Origin of the sequence: Mycolicibacterium llatzerense, assembly GCF_000878195.1 — a bacterium.
Taxonomy (GTDB): domain Bacteria; phylum Actinomycetota; class Actinomycetes; order Mycobacteriales; family Mycobacteriaceae; genus Mycobacterium; species Mycobacterium llatzerense.
Map to the genome: position 1 here is coordinate 1 of NZ_JXST01000090.1, position 2657 is coordinate 2657.

Below are 2657 nucleotides of genomic sequence, written 5' to 3' on the forward strand. Positions count from 1 at the left end.
CGGCCAGTCCTTTCAAGCCGCACCACCGGGCCGGCAAACAACCCACAAGCCTTACCCGACCCACCCGGGTCGCAGCACACCGTAACTGCCGTAACAGCTCGAAATAACTGCAACTACAAACTTAAGGACCAATCACCATGTCCGCCAAAGCCTCCAACCTCCCCTTCACCATCGACGAGCACGGCCAAGCCATCCTGACCACCGTCCCGATCACGCTCGCCTACTTCGAAGGCCACCTCTACTACCTCACGGCCTGCTGCGGCGCCTCAGTCAAAGGCTCCATCGCCGACGGCAGCCCGAGCATCGTCTGCCGAAACTGCTACCGCGGAGTGGACGACGTGTTCGCCGACAGCTGGCAGATCGATGACGAAGCCGGATGGGCGCGCTACCACTGCCTCGTGCGCGCCGACTGCATCGCCGATGTCCAAGCCCGCCAGCACGTCGCCCGCGTACGCCGCGCCGCCGAGCACGCCGCCGCCGAGCACGCCGCCGGCCATGGCCGGGGGCCTGCCCGCCAGGACCCGCCCGCACCGGTTCTCACCGACACGGCCAAAAGCCTGCTGGCCGACTGGTTTCCGCTGCGGGACCGGCTCGACGACCTGCGCACCAAAGAGCTGCTGTCCACTGGCGAGCGCGCCGAAATCGAAGAGAAACTCCGCGAGCTGGTCGACATCGCAGACGAGCTGGTCGCCCACTTCGTCCCCGACGTACACGCCCGTTTCGCGATCACCGGAGACATCCTCCCCTGAACCCAGCGACCCCAGAGACGGAGAACTCCCGATGGGCATCCACGACCACGGCTACGACGACATCCTTCACCAGGTCCACCGCCGGTTCGGCTTCACGCCAACCATATTCAACTCCGGCGGCAACATCATGATCCTGGAGGCGCGCCTCGACGGTGGCGACTTCATCTGGATCACCGACGCCGACTGCGATGTCACGCCGCTTCCGCGCCGCCTCACCATCGAAGCCGACGGCCACCACGTCGGCTGGCAAGTCTCGATCTACCCGCCCGAAACCCAGGACTGCGGCCTGGACATCGCCCAGGCCGCCCCCCACGGCCAGTGCGCGCCCAGCGCCGTGGACGTCGACTCGTGCACCCCACTGGCCAGCGTCATCCACCAGCGCGCCACCACCGACCAGCTGCCCGAACTCATCGAGCTCGCACTGCGCGCCCGCCGCCGCCACGAGCACCACATCTTCGCCCTCGACGGCACGCACACCGTGCGCGCCGGCATCGACCGCTACTGAGGAAAGTCCCGACCAATGCACACGTTCTACCTCGGCTCGCACCAACCTCACTGGCTGGCCACGGCGGGCGTGCCGCTATTCATCTCCCACCGCCGTCTTGCCGGCCGCAAGACCTTCCCGCGCGCCGCAGCCGAATGGGCACTGGACTCGGGAGCGTTCTCCGAACTGTCGCTCTACGGCCAGTGGCGCACCACCGCACGCGAATACCATCGCGCGGTCCGTCGCTACGACGACGAAATCGGGAAACTGTCCTGGGCGGCTCCGCTCGACCTCATGTGCGAGCCAGACATGCTCGCCAAGACCGGACTCACCGTGGCCGAGCACCAGCGCCGCACCGTCGAGAATTTCGTTGAACTCCAGGAATTGTGGGACGGAAAATCCTACGACAACCCCTACATGCCCGTAATTCAAGGATGGTTGCCGGATGACTATTTGCGGTGCATCGACATGTACGAGTCACGCGGCATTGATTTGACCGAGTTCCCCATTGTCGGAGTCGGTTCGATATGCCGCCGCCAGGCCAGTTCGCAGATTGACACCGTCATTTCCACTATCCTGCGGCGCGACCCCGACATGCCGCTGCACGCATTCGGAGTGAAAGCAGGCGGATTGAAACTCTACGGCCGCAAGATTCTCACCGCCGACAGCCTCGCCTGGTCCTACCAAGCCAGACGCGAACCACCGCTCCCCGGCCACACCCACAGTTCGTGCGCCAATTGCCTTGACTACGCCTTGAACTGGCGCAACCGTGTTCTTGCAGTCCGGCCCAGCCAGCAACTCGCCCTCTTCGACGACGTAGCGTAGCGCCACACCTATCCGATGAACGCTGCGGTTGACAACCAGGCAATTACCGAAATGGCATGGAATAAGAAAATTCCATCAGAACGTGCCTAGTGCACCGCATCGCAGCGGTAACTAATTGCAACAAAAACAATGGTAAAGACATGCTGAAAAAAGACTAAGAATCGTTCATTAAAAGGTGCGTGAGCTGCGGAAATACTATACAATAGAGGTACATAAAAGATTTTGCCACACCAATTCGGAGGGCGTTATGAGCAGCACTGTTACGGTCTACACCAAGCCCGCCTGCGTGCAATGCAACGCAACCTACAAGGCACTCGACAAGGCAGGCATCGCCTACATCAAAGTGGACATCACCCAGGACGACGCGGCGCGTGACCACGTGATGAGCCTCGGGTACCTGCAGGCCCCCGTCGTAGTAGCCGGCCAGGACCACTGGTCGGGCTTCCGCCCCGACCGGATCAAGGCACTGGCAAATGAGGAAATATTGTCATCTGATGCAACATTGGTTGGGTAGCAATGTTGTCCGTTGTAGCAGGTCGGGCGCCGGGGGGTGAGACTTCGGCACCGATTGCCGGTGGTCAACACGCCCCCGATGTCCA

The 2657-nt window shown here is 62.5% G+C and carries 4 protein-coding genes; all 4 read left to right on the forward strand.

The genetic code is table 11. The features are described 5' to 3' along the window. Positions 1–137: 137 nt before the first annotated feature. The gene (locus TL10_RS29925; protein WP_052506589.1) at positions 138–749 is read left to right on the forward strand and encodes a hypothetical protein; all 612 of its coding nucleotides are present in this window, start codon (positions 138–140) and stop codon (positions 747–749) included. A 31-nt stretch (positions 750–780) separates the two neighbouring features. Beyond that, a complete protein-coding gene (locus TL10_RS29290; RefSeq protein ID WP_043988441.1) occupies positions 781–1254 on the forward strand; it encodes a hypothetical protein in 474 nt (157 codons plus the stop codon). A gap of 15 nt (positions 1255–1269) precedes the next feature. Beyond that, positions 1270–2058, forward strand: a complete 789-nt coding sequence (locus TL10_RS29295) for a deazapurine DNA modification protein DpdA family protein (protein ID WP_043988442.1) — start codon at positions 1270–1272, stop codon at positions 2056–2058. A gap of 247 nt (positions 2059–2305) precedes the next feature. Further along, positions 2306–2572 (forward strand): glutaredoxin-like protein NrdH, encoded by a 267-nt coding sequence (gene nrdH / locus TL10_RS29300; RefSeq protein ID WP_043988443.1) that lies wholly within the window; start codon positions 2306–2308, stop codon positions 2570–2572. Positions 2573–2657 lie beyond the last annotated feature (85 nt).